The 16,454-nt window shown below is 73.2% G+C and carries 14 protein-coding genes and 1 riboswitch; of the genes, 11 read left to right on the forward strand and 3 right to left on the reverse strand.

The window, feature by feature from the left end:
• Nucleotides 1-7 precede the first annotated feature (7 nt).
• From ACZ5WC_RS00120 to ACZ5WC_RS00145, 6 genes are all read left to right on the forward strand, one after another.
• Complete coding sequence (locus ACZ5WC_RS00120) at nucleotides 8-253, forward strand: hypothetical protein (protein ID WP_468538487.1); 246 nt, start codon at nucleotides 8-10, stop codon at nucleotides 251-253.
• Nucleotides 254-407: 154 nt separating this feature from the next.
• Nucleotides 408-562: riboswitch (cobalamin riboswitch) on the forward strand.
• A 127-nt stretch (nucleotides 563-689) separates the two neighbouring features.
• A complete protein-coding gene (locus ACZ5WC_RS00125; protein WP_468538489.1) occupies nucleotides 690-1,667 on the forward strand; it encodes a cobalamin biosynthesis protein in 978 nt (325 codons plus the stop codon).
• 40 nt (nucleotides 1,668-1,707) lie between these two features.
• Entirely contained in the window at nucleotides 1,708-3,339 is a 1,632-nt protein-coding gene (locus tag ACZ5WC_RS00130; protein ID WP_468538490.1) for a cobyric acid synthase, read from the forward strand.
• The gene (locus ACZ5WC_RS00135) at nucleotides 3,336-5,372 is read left to right on the forward strand and encodes a putative cobaltochelatase (protein WP_468538492.1); all 2,037 of its coding nucleotides are present in this window, start codon (nucleotides 3,336-3,338) and stop codon (nucleotides 5,370-5,372) included. Before ACZ5WC_RS00130 ends, ACZ5WC_RS00135 begins: the two co-directional genes overlap by 4 nt.
• Nucleotides 5,372-5,971, forward strand: a complete 600-nt coding sequence (gene cobO / locus ACZ5WC_RS00140) for a cob(I)yrinic acid a,c-diamide adenosyltransferase (protein WP_015607771.1) — start codon at nucleotides 5,372-5,374, stop codon at nucleotides 5,969-5,971. The genes ACZ5WC_RS00135 and cobO overlap by 1 nt, the downstream gene beginning before the upstream one ends.
• Nucleotides 5,965-7,323 carry a cobyrinate a,c-diamide synthase gene (locus tag ACZ5WC_RS00145; protein WP_468538494.1) on the forward strand — a complete coding sequence of 453 codons (1,359 nt, stop codon included), beginning with the start codon at nucleotides 5,965-5,967 and terminating at the stop codon, nucleotides 7,321-7,323. Before cobO ends, ACZ5WC_RS00145 begins: the two co-directional genes overlap by 7 nt.
• 47 nt (nucleotides 7,324-7,370) lie before the next feature.
• Here ACZ5WC_RS00145 and ACZ5WC_RS00150 read toward each other — a convergent pair whose 3' ends face one another.
• Nucleotides 7,371-8,093 carry a ZIP family metal transporter gene (locus tag ACZ5WC_RS00150; RefSeq protein WP_468538495.1) on the reverse strand — a complete coding sequence of 241 codons (723 nt, stop codon included), beginning with the start codon at nucleotides 8,091-8,093 and terminating at the stop codon, nucleotides 7,371-7,373.
• 176 nt (nucleotides 8,094-8,269) lie between these two features.
• Here ACZ5WC_RS00150 and cobC point away from each other — a divergent pair, with 176 nt between their 5' ends.
• Complete coding sequence (cobC, locus tag ACZ5WC_RS00155) at nucleotides 8,270-9,895, forward strand: Rv2231c family pyridoxal phosphate-dependent protein CobC (protein ID WP_468538497.1); 1,626 nt, start codon at nucleotides 8,270-8,272, stop codon at nucleotides 9,893-9,895.
• Between the two features lie 107 nt (nucleotides 9,896-10,002).
• Here cobC and ACZ5WC_RS00160 read toward each other — a convergent pair whose 3' ends face one another.
• Nucleotides 10,003-11,022, reverse strand: a complete 1,020-nt coding sequence (locus tag ACZ5WC_RS00160) for an SCO1860 family LAETG-anchored protein (RefSeq protein ID WP_468538499.1) — start codon at nucleotides 11,020-11,022, stop codon at nucleotides 10,003-10,005.
• Between the two features lie 327 nt (nucleotides 11,023-11,349).
• Nucleotides 11,350-12,450, reverse strand: coding sequence for an amidohydrolase family protein (locus tag ACZ5WC_RS00165; protein ID WP_468538501.1), 1,101 nt, complete (start codon nucleotides 12,448-12,450; stop codon nucleotides 11,350-11,352).
• A 112-nt stretch (nucleotides 12,451-12,562) separates the two neighbouring features.
• On the opposite strand from ACZ5WC_RS00165, the gene ACZ5WC_RS00170 reads away from it, so the two are divergent.
• The 4 genes from ACZ5WC_RS00170 (at nucleotide 12,563) to ACZ5WC_RS00185 (ending at nucleotide 16,451) form a co-directional block, all read left to right on the forward strand.
• Entirely contained in the window at nucleotides 12,563-13,669 is a 1,107-nt protein-coding gene (locus ACZ5WC_RS00170) for a pyridoxal-phosphate-dependent aminotransferase family protein (RefSeq protein ID WP_468538503.1), read from the forward strand.
• Nucleotides 13,670-13,977: 308 nt separating this feature from the next.
• Entirely contained in the window at nucleotides 13,978-14,508 is a 531-nt protein-coding gene (ectA, locus tag ACZ5WC_RS00175) for a diaminobutyrate acetyltransferase (RefSeq protein WP_096628141.1), read from the forward strand.
• Nucleotides 14,509-14,704: 196 nt separating this feature from the next.
• A complete protein-coding gene (gene ectB, locus ACZ5WC_RS00180) occupies nucleotides 14,705-15,967 on the forward strand; it encodes a diaminobutyrate--2-oxoglutarate transaminase (protein WP_468538505.1) in 1,263 nt (420 codons plus the stop codon).
• 85 nt (nucleotides 15,968-16,052) lie between these two features.
• Nucleotides 16,053-16,451, forward strand: a complete 399-nt coding sequence (locus tag ACZ5WC_RS00185) for an ectoine synthase (protein WP_096628138.1) — start codon at nucleotides 16,053-16,055, stop codon at nucleotides 16,449-16,451.
• Nucleotides 16,452-16,454: the final 3 nt, after the last annotated feature.

The following is a 16,454-nucleotide window of genomic DNA, read 5'->3' on the forward strand; positions in this document are numbered from 1 at the left end:
GATCCGTATGAAAATCGACTGGGCAGCTCTCGCCACCGTCTTCGGTGTCAGTCTCGTGATCACCGTCGCCCTGGTCGGCGTCTTCACCCTGGGCATCGTCGCCCTCTCGAAGCTGTCGGCCCCGGCCGGCGGCAGCGGCTCCGGCAGCGGCGCCTCCGGCGGAACCGCCGCGCTGGCGCGCACCAGCGCGTACGCCTGCTTCGCGGCGTGCGTGGCGGCGGTCTCCTACGGGATCTATCTGATCGTCGCCTGACGCGTCCCACGGCACCCCTCATCGGGCCGGACACACCTCGTGTGTGTCCGGCCCGATGTGCGTCTGCGCACACCGGGCCTCCGCAGGTCAACAGCAAGTTGACGGCTGTTCTCGCAGCGTGGTGGACTGCCGGAGCCATTCACGGCGACAGCAGAGGAAGCCGGTGCGAGTCCGGCGCGGTCCCGCCACTGTCACCGGGGAGCACTCCCCCACACCGGACGTCACGACCTGTCGGGACACCGGATGTCACGGCCCGTCGCGCACGGGCTGGAAGGCCGGGGGAGCTGCGGATCCGGGAGCCAGGAGACTCTCGTCGCCGCTCTCGTCGAACCAGGGCGCGGACCCTGAGTTAAGGACCTATGCCATGTCCGGCCGCCGTGCGCCGCATCCAGTGCCCCCTCGTTCCGGAACGCCCCGACCCACGACGGGCTGAGCCGTGCGTGCCGATCGCCTCTTCGCGTGCGGCGCCACGGCCGGAATGGTCGCCGACGCGCTGTTCGGCGACCCCCGGCGGGGGCACCCCGTCGCCGGGTTCGGCCGGGCCGCCGCACGCGTGGAGTCCCTGCTGTGGCGTGACGACCGGGGCCGGGGCGCGCTGCACACCCTCATCTGCGCCGGAGGCGCCGTGGGGGCCGCCGCGCTGGCCGCCCGTGCGGTACGGGAGCGCCCCGCGCTCGCCGTCGCGCTGACCGCCGCCGCCACCTGGTCGGTCGTCGGCGGTACGTCCCTGGGCCGGGAGGCCCGCGCCATCGGGGGCGCGCTGACCGCCGGGGACCTTGAGGCGGCCCGGGAAAGGCTGCCGCATCTGTGCGGGCGCGACCCGCACTCCCTGGACGGGCCGGGTATCGCCCGTGCCGTCGTGGAATCGGTCGCCGAGAACACTTCGGACGCCGTCGTCGGCGCGCTCGTGTGGGGCGCCATCGGCGGGGTGCCCGGACTCGTCGGCTTCCGGGCCGTGAACACGCTCGACGCGATGGTCGGCCACAAGTCGCCCCGCCACCGGCGTTACGGCTGGGCCTCGGCTCGCCTGGACGACCTCGCTGGGTGGCCCGGCGCCCGGCTGACGGCCGCGCTGGCCGTGGTGGCGGGCGGGCGGCCGTCCGAGGCCGTACGCGCCTGGAAGGCGGACGCGGGGCGCCACCCGAGCCCGAACGCGGGACCGGTGGAGGCCGCGTTCGCGGGGGCGCTCGGCGTACGGCTGGGAGGAACGCTGGCGTACGCGGGGCGCGTGGAGCACCGGCCCGTACTGAACGGGGAGTCCGGCCGGGACGTGCGCGGCGACGACATCGAACGCGCGGTGCGGCTGTCGCGCCGGGTGAGTGCACTGGCTCTGGGTGTGTGCGTGGCGGCGCGGATGGTCGCGGGGCGGGCCGCCGGGCGGTCGGCTGCGGGACAGAAGCGGGGGCGGTCATGAACGGTCCGGCACGGAACGCGGTACGGGAACGGGAGCGGGCATGAGTGGTGGGCTGCTGGTCGCGGGGACCACATCGGACGCGGGCAAGAGCGTCGTCACGGCGGGCATCTGCCGCTGGCTGGTGCGCCGGGGCGTGAAGGTCGCGCCGTTCAAGGCGCAGAACATGTCCCTCAACTCCTTCGTGACCCGCGAGGGCGCGGAGATCGGGCGCGCCCAGGCGATGCAGGCGCAGGCGGCCCGGGTGGAGCCGACCGCCCTGATGAACCCGGTGCTGCTGAAGCCGGGCGGCGACCGGTCCAGCCAGGTGGTCCTGATGGGCAGGCCGGTCGGTGAGATGAGCGCCCGGGGCTACCACGGGGGGCGCCAGGAGGCGCTGCTCGGGACGGTCACGGACTGCCTGGAGCAGCTGCGGTCGGCCTATGACGCGGTGATCTGCGAAGGGGCCGGTTCGCCGGCCGAGATCAACCTCCGCCGGACCGACATCGTGAACATGGGCATCGCGCGGGCGGCCCGGTTCCCCGTGCTGGTGGTCGGGGACATCGACCGGGGCGGGGTCTTCGCCTCGTTCTTCGGGACGACGGCGCTGCTCAGCGCCGAGGACCAGTCGCTGGTCGCGGGCTATCTGGTGAACAAGTTCCGGGGTGATGTCTCGCTGCTGGAACCGGGGCTGGACATGCTGACCGGGCTGACCGGGCGACGGACGTACGGAGTTCTGCCGTACGCCCACGGACTCGGCATCGACGAGGAGGACGGCCTGCGGGTGTCCCTGCGGGGTGCGGTACGGGAGTCGGTCGTGGCTCCCCCGCACGGTGAGGACGTGTTGCGGGTCGCGGTGTGCGCGGTGCCGTTGATGTCGAACTTCACGGACGTGGACGCGCTGGCCGCCGAACCGGGCGTCGTGGTGCGGTTCGTGGACCGGGCCGAGGAGCTGGCCGACGCGGACCTGGTGGTCGTGCCCGGGACGCGGGGCACGGTCAAGGCGCTGGCCTGGCTGCGCGAGCGGGGTCTCGCGGACGCGCTGGTGCGGCGGGCGGCGGAGGGCCGGCCGGTGCTGGGCATCTGCGGCGGGTTCCAGGTGCTCGGTGAGCGGATCGAGGACGAGGTGGAGTCGCGGGCGGGGGTCGTGGACGGGCTGGGGCTGCTGCCGGTGACCGTCCGCTTCGACCGGGCCAAGACGCTGGCGCGGCCGGTGGGTTCGGCGCTGGGTGAGGTGGTGGAGGGGTACGAGATCCACCACGGGGTGGCCGATGTGCGGGGCGGGGAACCGTTCCTGGACGGGTGCCGGGTGGGGGCGGTGTGGGGGACGCACTGGCACGGGTCGCTGGAGAGCGACGCGTTCCGGCGGCGGTTCCTGGCGGAGGTGGCCCGGGCCGCCGGGCGGCGGTTCGTTCCTGCGCCGGACACGAGTTTCGGGGTGCTGCGGGAGGAGCAGTTGGACCGGCTGGGGGATCTGGTGGAGGAGCATGCGGATACGGATGCGCTGTGGCGGCTGATCGAGGGCGGGGCGCCGGCCGGGTTGCCGTTCGTGCCGCCGGGGGCGCCGCCGTCGGGGGCGGGTGCGTCGTCGGAGAGCCGGGGCGCCGGCCCGGACCCCGCTCCTCGATCGCCGGAGGGGCTTGCAGTGACCGGTCACGTCAGAGCTGAAGAGCACGTCAACGAGGAGGCCAAGTGAGTACGCCGTATCCCTTCACCGCGATCGTCGGGCAGGACGACCTGCGGCTCGGGCTGTTGCTCAACGCCGTCAGTCCGGCCGTCGGCGGGGTGCTCGTGCGGGGCGAGAAGGGGACCGCCAAGTCCACCGCCGTCCGGGCGCTGGCCGCCCTCATGCCCGAGGTCTCCGTCGTACCGGGGTGCCGGTTCTCCTGTGATCCGGTGGCCCCCGATCCGGCGTGCCCCGACGGGCCGCACGCGGATGCCCCCGGTGTGTCGCGCCCGGCGCGGACCGTCGAGCTGCCCGTCGGGGCGTCCGAGGACCGGCTCGTGGGGGCGCTGGACATCGAGCGGGCGCTCTCGGAGGGTGTGAAGGCGTTCGAGCCGGGGCTGCTGGCCGACGCCCATCGCGGAATTCTGTACGTCGACGAGGTCAACCTGCTCCACGACCACCTGGTGGACCTGCTCCTGGACGCGGCCGCCATGGGGGCCTCGTACGTCGAGCGCGAAGGCGTCTCCGTACGGCATGCGGCACGGTTCCTGCTGGTCGGGACGATGAACCCGGAAGAGGGCGAGCTGCGGCCCCAGTTGCTGGACCGGTTCGGGCTGACCGTGGAGGTGGCCGCGTCCCGGGACACCGACGAGCGGGTGGAGGTCGTGCGGCGCCGGCTCGCGTACGACGACGACCCCGAGGGCTTCGCCGCGCGCTGGGCCGCGGAGGAGAGCGCCCTGCGGGAGCGCATCGCCGCCGCGCGCGCCCTGCTGCCCCGTGTCGTGCTCGGTGACGGCGTGTTGCGGCAGATCGCCGCCACCTGCGCCGCGTTCGAGGTCGACGGGATGCGGGCCGACATCGTGATGGCCCGTACCGCGACCGCGCTCGCCGCCTGGGCCGGACGCGAGGAGGTCACCGCCGACGACGTACGGCAGGCCGCCCTGCTGGCGCTCCCGCACCGGCGTCGCCGCAACCCGTTCGACGCTCCGGGACTGGACGAGGACAAGCTCGACCAGACCCTCGACGAGGCCGGTGAGCAGGACGGCGACCCGGGAGACCCCGACGACGATCCCGATGGCGGCGGCAACGACGGGGGCGGGGGCGGGGGCGGTGTGCCGCCCCAGGCCGATGGCGACCGCACTCCTCCTCCGGCCGGCGAGGGCGGCGACACTCCGCCGCAGGCCCCCGAAAACGCTCCCGACGCGCCCGGCCGGTCCGCCGGCGCCGAGCAGCAGCCGGTGACCGCCGCCGAGCCGTTCCGTACGAAGATGCTCAGCGTGCCGGGGCTCGGTGAGGGGGCTGCCGGGCGGCGCTCCCGGGCCCGTACCGAGCACGGCCGTACCACCGGCGCGCGCCGCCCGCAGGGGTCGCTGACCAAGTTGCACCTGGCCGCGACCGTGCAGGCCGCCGCCCCGCACCAGCGCTCGCGCGGGCGCTCCGGGCGCGGGCTCGTGGTGCGCCGGGACGATCTGCGGCAGGCGACCCGGGAGGGGCGTGAGGGCAACCTCGTGCTGTTCGTCGTGGACGCCTCCGGGTCGATGGCGGCCCGGCAGCGGATGAGCGCGGTCAAGGGGGCCGTGCTGTCGCTGCTGCTGGACGCCTACCAGCGGCGGGACAAGGTCGGTCTGGTCACCTTCCGGGGCAAGGACGCCGAGGTGGCGCTGCCGCCGACCTCGTCCGTGGACGCGGCCGCCTCCCGCCTGGAGTCGCTGCCGACCGGGGGCCGCACCCCGCTCGCCGCCGGGCTGCTCAAGGCCCACGACGTGCTGCGGGTGGAACGGCTGCGCGATCCGTCGCGGCGGCCGCTGCTCGTCGTCGTCACGGACGGCCGGGCGACCGGCGGGCCCGAGCCCGTGGCGCTCGCGGGGCGGGCCGGGCGGCTGCACCGCTCGGAGGGGACGGCCTCGGTCGTCGTGGACTGCGAGTCGGGGTACGTACGCCTCGGTCTCGCCGGGGAACTCGCCCGGGAACTGGGAGGCACCGCCGTCACGCTCGACGAGCTGCGGGCCGACTCGATCGCCGGGCTCGTCAAGGACGTCACCGCAGCCGGGAGGGCCGCTTAATGCCGCAGGGACAGCCGACATCGGTGCCGGACGACGGGCTCACCACCCGTCAGCGGCGCAACCGCCCGCTCCTGTTCGTCCACACGGGCATCGGGAAGGGCAAGTCGACGGCAGCCTTCGGGCTCGCGCTGCGGGCCTGGAACCAGGGCTGGCCGATCGGGGTGTTCCAGTTCGTGAAGTCGGCGAAGTGGAAGGTCGGCGAGGAGAACGCTCTCAAGGTGCTGGGCGCGAGCGGCGAGGGCGGCACCGTCGACTGGCACAAGATGGGCGAGGGCTGGTCCTGGGTCCAGCGCGACGGCCAGCTCGACAACGAGGAGAAGGCGCGCGAGGGCTGGGAGCAGGTCAAGCGCGACCTGGCGGCCGAGACGTACAAGCTGTACGTGCTCGACGAGTTCGCCTATCCGATGCACTGGGGCTGGATCGACACCGACGAGGTCGTCGAGGTGATGCGGAACCGTCCCGGCACCCAGCACGTGGTGATCACCGGCCGCAACGCGCCCGACAAGCTCATCGAGGCCGCCGATCTGGTGACCGACATGTCGAAGGTCAAGCACCCGATGGACGCGGGGCAGAAGGGCCAGAGGGGCATCGAGTGGTGAACGTCCCCCGCCTGGTCGTCGCCGCTCCGGCCTCGGGCAGCGGCAAGACCACCGTCGCCACCGGCCTGATGGCCGCCTTCGCCGCGCGCGGGCTGGCCGTCTCGCCGCACAAGGTGGGCCCGGACTACATCGATCCGGGGTACCACTCGCTGGCGACGGGTCGCCCCGGCCGCAATCTCGACGCGTACATGTGCGGGACGGATCGGATCGCCCCGCTCTTCGCGCACGGGTCGGCGGGGTGCGACCTCGCCGTGGTCGAGGGCGTGATGGGGCTGTACGACGGCGCCTCGGGGCAGGGGGAGCTGGCGTCGACCGCGCAGGTGGCGAAGCTGCTCAAGGCGCCTGTGGTGCTGGTGGTGGACGCCTCCTCGCAGTCCCGTTCGGTGGCGGCCCTGGTGCACGGGTTCGCCTCCTGGGACCCGCAGGTGCGGATCGGCGGGGTGATCCTGAACAAGGTGGCCTCCGACCGGCACGAGGCGCTGCTGCGCGATGCGCTGGACGAGTCGGGGCTGCCGGTGCTCGGTGTGCTGCGGCGCGCCCCGCAGGTCGCCACGCCCTCGCGTCACCTGGGTCTCGTCCCGGTGGCCGAGCGGCAGGGCGATGCGGTGGACGCCGTCCGGGCCATGGGTGAGCGGGTGCGGGCCGGGTGCGACCTGGACGCGCTGATGGCGCTGGCCCGGACCGCGCCCGCGCTGCCGGACGAGGCGTGGGAGCCGCCGTACGCCAGCGGCGCCTCCGTGCCGGGGCCCCGCCCCGTCGTCGCCGTGGCCGGCGGGGCGGCGTTCACCTTCGCGTACGCGGAGCATGCCGAACTGCTGACGGCGGCCGGTGCGGAGGTCGTGGTCTTCGACCCGTTGCGCGACGAGAAGCTTCCGGCCGGTACGGCGGGGCTCGTGATCGGTGGCGGGTTCCCGGAGATGTACGCCCCCGAGCTCTCGGCGAACGAGCCGCTGCGGCGGGCGGTGACCGAACTCGCCCGGGGCGGCGCCCCGGTGGCCGCCGAGTGCGCGGGGCTGCTGTATCTGGCGCGGGAGCTGGACGGGAAGCCGATGTGCGGGGTGCTGGACGCCGAGGCCCGGATGTCGGAGCGCCTCACGCTCGGGTACCGGGAGGCGGTGGCGGTGTCGGACAGTGCGCTGGCGGTCGCCGGGACCCGGATGCGCGGTCATGAGTTCCACCGGACGGTCCTGGAGCCGGGGGCGGGGGCCACGCCCGCCTGGGGCATGCACCAGCCGGAGCGGCGGGTGGAGGGCTACGTCCAGCGGGGCGTGCACGCCAGCTATCTGCACACCCACTGGGCGGCATCGCCCGGTGTGGCCCGGCGGTTCGTCGAACACTGCCGGGCGCGGTGAGCGGCGGCGCGTCCGGCGCGCCGGGGCTTACGGGGCGTACGCGCGGCTCACTCCGCGATGCCGACGACCAGCCAGATGAAGCCCACGCCCCCGATGGTGCAGAGAAGGGTGGAGCGGCCGGGATGGGTGTGGTGCGCCTCGGGAAGGATCTCCGCGGCGGCCAGGTAGAGCAGCGCCCCGCCGAAGAAGCCGAGATAGCCGCCGAGCAGTTCCTCCGGAAGGGTGAACAGCAGCGTCGTCGCGGCGCCCACGACCGGGGCCACGGCAGCCGCGAACAGCATCAGGAGCGCCTTGCGGCGGGCGTTCCCGTAAAGACTGGTGAGGGTGTACGTGTTGAATCCGTCGGCGAAGTCATGACTGATCACCGCCAGCGCGACGGCCACGCCCATGGAGCCGCTGATCTGGAACGCGGCGCCGAGCGCGACGCCGTCCATCAGGCTGTGGCCGACCATCGCGGCCGCCGCCGTCAGCCCCACCTGCGGTACGCGTTCGCCGCTCGCCCCATGGGCCACCTGGCGTGCGGCCAGCAGCCGCTCGACCAGATGGGCCACCAGGAAGCCGCCGACGAACAGCAGCAGAGCGGCGGGCACGCCGAAGACCGGGGCCCCCGCGGCCTCGATCGCCTCGGGCAGGAGGTCGAGGCCGACCACGCCGAGCATCAGGCCGCCCGCGAAGCCGAGCACCAGATGGCGGCGGTCGGTGACGCGTTGTGCGACCCAGCCGCCGGCCAGAGTCATCAGGAACGCGCCGAGCGCGACGAACACCGCCATGGGGTCTTGCTAGCCGATCGACCCCTTCGCCCGCACCTCAGGGTGTCCTTACCTGCGGTGCCCGCCGCCCCTCTCGCCGCCGGACCGTGCCGCCGGGCCCGTGACCGTATACGGAACGGCCCCGCCCCTCCCCCGTACGTACTGAACCGTCTGACCTGAAAGGCAGGACTCCGCCCATGACCGGAGCAACCGTCGGCCCCGGACCGGAGCCCGGCGCCCGCAGTCTGGTCGTGGGGGTCGGCGCGCGCCGCGGTGTCCCCGGCGACGAGGTGTTCGCCCTGATCGAGGCGGTGCTGAGCGGGGCCGGGCTGAGCGCGGCGGACGTCGTGGAGGTGGCGACCGTCGACGCGAGGGCGGACGAGCCGGGGATCGTGGCGGCGGCGGCCCGGCTCGGGGTGCCGGTGCGGACCCATCCGGCGGCGGCCCTGGCGGCCGTGCGCGTCCCGCACCCCTCGGGCGCGGCGGCCGCCGCGGTGGGCACACCGTCGGTGGCCGAGGCGGCGGCGCTGATCGACGCGGACGAGCTCGTGGTGCCGAAGACCCGCGCCGCGGGCGGAGGTACGGGGAAGGACGCGGGCCGGAGTACGGGGGCGAAGGGGGCGGCGACCTGCGCGGTGGCCCGCCGGTTCTCCGCCGCGACCGGGCCTTCCGATGTTTCCGCCGGGAAAACTTCCACCTCACCGGTGACGGGAGGGCCCTGTCCGTTCACCATGGCTGCCATGACTCCCCCCACACAGAACATCGAGAGCGCCGGGCCCGACCTGCGGCACCACGGCGACGCGGAGGTGCGCGGCGAGAATCTGACCGATCTCGCCGTGAACGTCCGCACCCACACTCCGCCGGAGTGGCTGCGCACGCGCATAGCCGCGTCGATCGCCTCGCTGGCGGCCTATCCCGACGGGTCCTCCGCCCGCGCCGCCGTCGCCGAGCGGCACGGGCTGCCGGTGGAACGGGTGCTGCTGACGGCGGGCGCCGCCGAGGCGTTCGTCCTGATCGCCCGTGCGCTTCCGGCCCGGTATCCGGTGGTCGTCCATCCGCAGTTCACCGAGCCGGAGGCGGCGCTCCGGGCGGCCGGGCACGGGGTGGGCCGGGTGCTGCTGCGCGCCGAGAACGGCTTCCGGCTCGATCCGGCGGCGGTGCCCGACGAGGCGGACCTCGTGGTGATCGGCAATCCGACGAACCCCACGTCCGTGCTGCACCCGGCGGCGCTGCTGGAGCGACTGGCCAGACCGGGGCGGACGCTGGTGGTCGACGAGGCGTTCATGGACGTCGTGCCGGGCGAACGCGAGGCGCTGTGCGGGCGGACGGACATCCCGGGGCTCGTGGTGGTGCGGAGCCTGACCAAGACGTGGGGGCTCGCCGGACTGCGGGTCGGTTACGTCCTGGCCGCCCCGGAGACCGTGGCCCTGCTCGCCGAGGCGCAGCCGCTGTGGCCGGTGTCGTCCCCGGCGCTGGCGGCGGCGGAGGCGTGCATGGAGCCGAGGGCGCTGGTGGAGGCGGCCGAGGCGGCGGACCGGATCACGGTGGACCGGGCCCATCTGCTGGCCGGGCTGGCCGAGTTCAGCGAGGTGGAGGCGGTGGAGGCGGCCCGGGGGCCGTTCGTGCTGGTGCGTCTGGAGCGGGCGGCGGAGGTCCGGGAGCGGCTGCGGCTGCTGGGTTTCGCGGCCCGGCGCGGGGACACGTTCCCGGGGCTGGGGCCGCAGTGGCTGCGGCTCGCGGTCCGCGACCGGGCCACGACCAACCGTTTCCTCCAGGCCCTGGACCAGGCGGTGCAGGCGCTGCCCGCGAGATCCGGGCGCTGAGGAACCCGCAGGGGGGGCGGCGTCCGTCGCGCGGACACCGCCCCCCTCCTCGGGCTTGCCCCCCCCCCTCGGCCCCCCTCGGGCTTGCCCCGCTCAGGCCGGGGCGGTCAGCGCTGGCTGCTGCCGCGCCTGCGGGCCATCACCGTCGCGCCCGCGCCGGCGGCCAGCAGCAGGGCGGCTCCGCCCGCGATGTACGGGGTGGTTGCGCTGCCACCGGTCTCCGCGAGGTTGGCCTCGGTGGGTGCGGTGTCGGAGCCGGTCTGCGTCTTCGGGCCGTCGCCGCTGTTGCCGCCACCGCTCTTGCCGTCATCCCCCTTGTCTCCGGTGGCGCCCTCGTCGCCGCCGGTGTCACCGCCCGTGGCACCGCCGTCGGCGGCACCGCCGTCCGTGCCGCCCGGCTCCTCGGGCGTCGTGGGCTTCTTCGGCGTCTCGCAGGTCGCCTCGGCGAGGGTGACCTCTCCCTCCACCTCGGCCACGTTGAGGTTCAGGGGGTTGACCGAGACCTTGAGCCGGAGGGCCGTGGCGGCGGCCGTGCGCTCGGTGGTGACCGTCTTGGAGAGGTCGAGGGTCACCTCGCCCACGCCCGGCACCGACACCCGGGTCGGGCCGCCCGCGCTGAGCGTGACCTTCTTGCCGAGCACCGAGACATGACCGAGCACGTTCGACTCGGCGACGGGCTGTTTGCCGACCTCGCAGTGTGCCTTGGAGGTCACCTTCTCGACCTCGATGAGCGAGAGCCCCGGGAGTCCGGGCACATGGATCCGGGCCTTCGCCAGGTTGGTGTACCCCTCGGCCTTGTGCTCGTCGACGGTGGCGGCGGCGGTGGCCACATCGGCGCGCAGGACGCTGACCGGGCGGCCCTCCACTCCGTCCAGGTCCACGGTCAGCACGGTCTTCTCCGCGCTGGCCGGGGCCTGCACCTCGTTGAGCGTGGCCTTGAGGGGCACCTGGACGGACTTGCTGAGGAGCGAGATGTCGAGCCCGGTACGGAGCACGACCGCGCTCGCCCTGCCCTCGCCGCCGGTGGTGGGTGTCGCCGGGGCTGCGTGCGCGGGGACAGCGGCGAGCAGCGCGACGGGGGCGGCGGCGACCGCCAGTGCCGCGAGACGGAAGGTGTTGCTGTTCAAGATGGTGGAACCCCCACAAGAGACATGGAGCCACCGGCACGGTCCAATGGGGGACATCGCCCGCGCCGGCGGCCTCGACTCCGTGAATCTTTACGCACTGTGGGTGAACTGGCGGACACCTGACGTGAGTTCACCCCAAAGGGTGGTTTCCGCGCGCATATTCGAATCTTTCGGAACGTGCGTTCCTCCATGCCCCGCCCGCGTCACCCGTTTCACCGAGCGCGAGCCGTACAGCGGGCGGGAGCGCCGGATCATCCGCAGAAGTGCTTCAACGAGCCGGAGCCCGTATCCGTCACCGCCGGTCAACCCAGCGCCGCCCTCCGCACCTCAGCCGACCACGCGTCCGTTCAGCACGATGTGGCGCGGGGCCGCCAGCACCCGGACGTCGGCGCGCGGGTCCTGGTCGTACACGACCAGGTCCGCCGGAGCGCCCTCCTCAAGCCCCGGCCGCCCCAGCCAGCGCCGCGCTCCCCACGCGGTGGCGGAGAGCGCCTCCAGGGGCGGGATGCCCGCCTTCACCAGCTCGGCGACCTCGCCCGCGACCAGGCCGTGGGCCAGCGAGCCGCCCGCGTCGGTGCCGACGTAGACGGGGATGCCCGCGTCGTACGCGGAGCGCACGGTGTCGTAGCGGCGCTCGTACAGCTGCCTCATATGGGCCGACCAGCGGGGGAACTTGGCCTCGCCGCCCGCCGCGAGGTCGGGGAAGGTGGCGATGTTGACCAGGGTCGGGACGATCGCCACCCCGCGTTCGGCGAACAGCGGGATGGTGTCCTCGGTGAGGCCGGTGGCGTGCTCGACGCAGTCGATGCCCGCCTCCACCAGGTCGGTGAGCGACTCCTCGGCGAAGCAGTGCGCGGTGACGCGGGCGCCCAGCCGGTGCGCCTCGGCGATGGCCGCCTCGACCTCCCCGCGCGGCCAGCAGGCGGTCAGGTCCCCGGCGTCGCGGTCGATCCAGTCCCCCACCAGCTTGACCCAGCCGTCCCCGCGCCTGGCCTCCCGGGCGACGTAGGCGACGAGGTCGCCGGGCTCGATCTCATGGGCGTAGTTGCGGATGTAGCGGCGGGTCCTGGCGATGTGGCGCCCGGCCCTGATGATCTTCGGCAGGTCCTCGCGGTCGTCGATCCACCGGGTGTCGGAGGGCGATCCCGCGTCCCGGATGAGCAGGGTCCCGGCCTCCCGGTCGGTGAGCGCCTGCTTCTCGGCGGTCGCCGCGTCGACCGGGCCGTGCCGGTCCAGGCCCACATGACAGTGCGCGTCGACCAGACCGGGCAGCACCCAGCCCGTGACGGTCGGCGTGCCGTCCGCGCCCGGCGGCCGCTCGTAGGCGATCCGCCCGTCGACGGCCCACAGTTCGTCCCGCACCTCGTCCGGGCCGACGAGGACCCGCCCCTTCACCCGCAGCACCCGCTGCCGCTCCTGATCACTCATACGCGGCACTGTACGAGGCCGTCGGTAGGCTGCCGGAGGTGCCCGGAGGAACCCTCAGCCCGGCCACCCGCAACATGACCGACCGCCGACCGAACCCGAAGAGAGCACCACCGTGACGCACCCCTTCCTCGACCTCCCGCCGCTGACCGCCGAGCACTTCGCGGCCATCGAGCGGCGGGTGGCCGCGCTCCTCGCCACCGAGCAGGACGTCGTCATCACCCAGGGCGAGGCGCTGCTGCCGCTGGAGGGATGCATCCGCAGCGGCGCGCGGCCCGGCTCGACCGCGCTGAACGTGGTCACGGGCCCCTACGGGCAGACCTTCGGCAACTGGCTGCGGGACTGCGGCGCCGAGGTCGTCGACCTCGCGGTGCCCTTCCACACGGCGGTGAGCGCCGACCAGGTCGCCAAGGCGCTGGCCGAGCACCCGGAGATCGGCTTCGTGTCGCTGGTGCACGCGGAGGCGGCGACCGGCAACACCAACCCGGTCGCGGAGATCGGTGAGGTGGTCCGGGCGCACGGGGCTCTGTTCATGCTGGACGCGGTCGCATCGGTGGGCGCCGAGCCGCTGCTTCCGGACACCTGGGGCGTGGACCTGTGCGTGATCGGTGCGCAGAAGGCGATGGGCGGTCCGGCCGGGGTGTCGGCGGTGTCGGTGAGCGAGCGGGCCTGGGAGCGGATCGCCGCCAACCCGGCCGCCCCGCGCCGCTCCTACCTGTCCCTGCTGGACTGGAAGGAGCGCTGGATCGACGGCGGCCGCAAGGCCCTGCCGCACGCCCCGGCGCAGCTGGAGATGCTGGGGCTGGAGGCCTGCGTGGAGCGGATCGAGGCCGAGGGCCCGGAGACCGTGATGGCCCGGCACGCCTCGGCCGCCGCCGCGACCCGGGCCGGGGCGGTGGCGCTGGGCGGCGATCTTGAGCCCTACGTCCACGACGTACGGGACGCGGCTCCGGTGGCCACGACCCTGCGCGCCCCGGCGGGCACCGACGCGGCCGCGCTGGTCGCGCGGGCGCTGGCGGCGGATCCCGCGCTGCCGCTCGTCGCGGGCGGCGGGGCGCTGTCCAAGGAGATGATCCGGGTCAACCATTACGGGGCGGATGCGACGCGGGGCGCGGTGCTGTCCTCGCTCGCGGCTCTGGGGGCGGCGCTGGCCGAGGCGGGCCGGCGGGTCGACTTCGAAACTGCCCGCCGTGCGGTATCGGAAACCTGGCCGGGCGCCTGATATCCATAATGCGGGGAGCTGCTTTATCGAAAGCAGCTCCCCGCATTCTTGTTCCCGCTGAATCCACTCCTAAACGCAGAAGTTTTCGCGCCGCCCGAACTCCGTGATTCGGACGCGTCTCGCGAGAGTTACAACCCTGTGACCGAATCCACACCGGGGGCGTTTTGCCCGATAAATTCCGGGCAAAAGGTGAGAAAGCGTAGCCGGTTCGCGCGAGAGTACGCGCCCGCCTGATAACACATACGGGCCCGTCACCCAACCCTCCACGTCGATGCAATTTCGAATTTTGCTGGGTAAATTGAATTCACATGACCGCCGCACCAGCAGATTTTGCCCGTGCCCGAAGCGAATTTCTCAGTATCGACACCCCGCGAGTGGAGGACGGAGCCGCGATCTGGCGCATCGCCCGCGACTCCGAGGTCCTGGACCTCAACTCCTCGTACAGCTACCTGCTGTGGTGCCGTGACTTCGCCGCCACATCCGCCGTCGCCCGGGGTGAGGACGGAGAGCCGATCGCCTTCGTGACGGGCTACATCCGGCCCGACCGCCCCCAGACCCTCGTCGTCTGGCAGGTGGCCGTCGACCGGGAGCACCGCGGCAAGGGTCTTGCCGCCTCCCTGCTGGACGCGCTGACCGCCCGGGTCGCCGCCGGCCAGGGCCTGTCGTCCGTCGAGACGACGATCACCCCGGACAACACCGCCTCCGACCGGTTGTTCACGTCCTACGCCCAGCGGCACGACGTCGCCCTGGAGCAGGAGGTGCTCTTCGACGGCGGGCTGTTCCCCGAGGGGACCCACCTGCCGGAGGTCCTCTACCGGATCGGCCCGTTCACCCCCTGAGCCACCCGGCCACGACGGCCGCCCGGGCCGCCCCCCGGCCACCGCCCGGTATCCCCCACCCGACCCGAAGCGTCCCGTACGCCCGGTCCCCACGACTTCTCGCGCCGGCCGACCGTCCGGCGCGGCCCCGGCCGCCTCCGTGCGGCCGGGAGCACCGACCATCGCCCGTCACACCCCCTCACGCAGGAGATCCGCTGTGACCATCACCCCGCCCGCACTGAGCGTCTTCGAGACCCTGGAGTCCGAGGTACGGAGCTACTGCCGCGGCTGGCCCGCCGTGTTCGACCGCGCGCAGGGCGCCCGGATGACCGACGAGGACGGCCACTCCTACCTCGACTTCTTCGCCGGGGCCGGTTCGCTGAACTACGGCCACAACAACCCGGTGCTGAAACGCGCGCTGATCGACTACATCGAGCACGACGGCGTCACCCACGGCCTGGACATGGCGACCACCGCCAAGCGCGCCTTCCTGGAGACGTTCCAGAACGTCATCCTGCGCCCGCGGGACCTGCCGTACAAGGTGATGTTCCCCGGCCCGACGGGCACCAACGCCGTGGAGGCGGCGCTGAAGCTGGCCCGTAAGGTCAAGGGCCGCGAGTCCGTCGTCTCGTTCACCAACGCCTTCCACGGCATGTCGCTGGGCTCGCTGGCCGTCACCGGCAACGCCTTCAAGCGGGCGGGCGCCGGTATCCCGCTGGTGCACGGCACCCCAATGCCGTTCGACAACTACTTCGACGGTACGGTCCCCGACTTCCTCTGGTTCGAACGGCTGCTGGAGGACCAGGGTTCCGGTCTGAACAAGCCCGCAGCGGTGATCGTGGAGACGGTCCAGGGCGAGGGCGGCATCAACGTCGCCCGCGCCGAGTGGCTGCGCGCCCTCCAGTACCTGTGCCACCGCCAGGACATGCTGCTGATCGTCGACGACATCCAGATGGGCTGCGGCCGTACCGGCGGCTTCTTCTCCTTCGAGGAGGCCGGGATCGTCCCGGACATCGTCACCCTGTCGAAGTCCATCAGCGGCTACGGCCTGCCGATGTCGCTCTGCCTGTTCAAGCCCGAGCTGGACATCTGGGAGCCGGGCGAGCACAACGGCACCTTCCGCGGCAACAACCCCGCCTTCGTCACGGCCGCCGCCGCGCTGGACGCCTACTGGGCGGACGGCCAGATGGAGAAGCAGACCCTGGCCCGCGGTGAGCAGGCCGAGCAGGCGCTGCTGGCCATCTGCGCCGAGGAGCCGACCGCGCACTTCCGCGGCCGGGGCCTGGTGTGGGGCCTGGAGTTCGAGGACCCGGCGCGTGCCTCGGCGGTCTGCACCCGCGCCTTCGAGCTGGGGCTCCTGCTGGAGACCTCGGGCCCGCAGAGCGAGGTCGTCAAGCTGCTGCCGCCGCTGACCGTCACCTCCGAGGAGCTGGACGAGGGCCTGCGCACGCTGGCCCGCTGCGTCCGCGAAACAGCCTGACCCGGCACGCCCGGGGCAGGCGGGAAAAGAGAGGCCCCGGGCCGCGAGGCCCGGGGCGCTGAAGAGAGAAAGGCAACCGCTCACCGTGATCGTCCGATCGTTCAAGGACATCGAGAACACCGACCGGCACGTCAAGGCCGCTTCCGGTACCTGGGAGAGCAAGCGCATCGTGCTCGCCAAGGAGAAGGTCGGCTTCTCGCTCCACGAGACCGTCCTGTACGCGGGTACGGAGACCTCGATGTGGTACGCGAACCACATCGAGGCAGTGCTGTGCACCGAGGGCGAGGCCGAGCTCACCAACGACGAGACCGGCGAGAAGCACTGGATCACCCCCGGCACGATGTACCTGCTGGACGGGCATGAGCGGCACACCATGCGGCCCAAGACCGACTTCCGCTGCGTGTGCGTCTTCAACCCGCCCGTCACCGGACGGGAGGACCATGACGAGAACGGTGTCTACCCACTGCTGACCGAGGAGGGCTGAACC

The sequence above is a fragment of the Streptomyces sp. NPDC033165 genome (assembly GCF_055577965.1).